The organism is Delftia sp. ASV31 (genome assembly GCF_016428765.1).
In the GTDB taxonomy this organism is placed as follows: domain Bacteria; phylum Pseudomonadota; class Gammaproteobacteria; order Burkholderiales; family Burkholderiaceae_C; genus Comamonas; species Comamonas acidovorans.
In genome coordinates this window covers 1-509 of sequence record NZ_JAELTK010000206.1, presented here as the reverse complement: position 1 = coordinate 509, position 509 = coordinate 1, and the positions used below count along the sequence as shown (strand labels likewise).

Here is a 509-nt window from a genome sequence, read left to right as displayed (position 1 = left end):
CGCATCACCGCATCCGTCTACACCTCGCATGTGCCCGCCATCGGCGCGGCCATGGACCTGGGCAAGGCGGGCGACCCCTATTGGCAGCCGCTGTTCAAGGGCTTCGAGCACTCGCGCCAATGGCTCAAGGACAACAGGCCCGACGTGATCTTCCTGGTCTACAACGACCACGCGACCGCGTTCAGCCTGGACTTCATCCCGACGTTTGCCATCGGCACGGCTGCTGAATACCAGCCCGCCGACGAAGGCTGGGGCCCGCGCCCCGTGCCCAAGGTCGTCGGCCATCCGGAGCTGGCCAGCCACATCGCGCAGTCGGTGATCCAGCAGGACTTCGACCTGACCATCGTCAACAAGATGGACGTGGACCACGGCCTGACCGTGCCGCTGTCGCTGATGTGCGGCCAGCAGGACGCGCGCACGGGCGCCTGGCCCTGCCCGGTGATTCCGTTTGCCGTCAACGTGGTGCAGTACCCCGTGCCGTCGGGCCAGCGCTGCTTCAACCTGGGCCG

The 509-nt window shown here is 67.2% G+C and carries 1 protein-coding gene; it reads left to right on the top strand.

The genetic code is table 11. The features are described from left to right. Positions 1 to 509 (top strand): class III extradiol dioxygenase subunit beta (locus JHD82_RS29025; protein WP_269848178.1); only part of this gene is annotated, 509 nt, incomplete at both ends.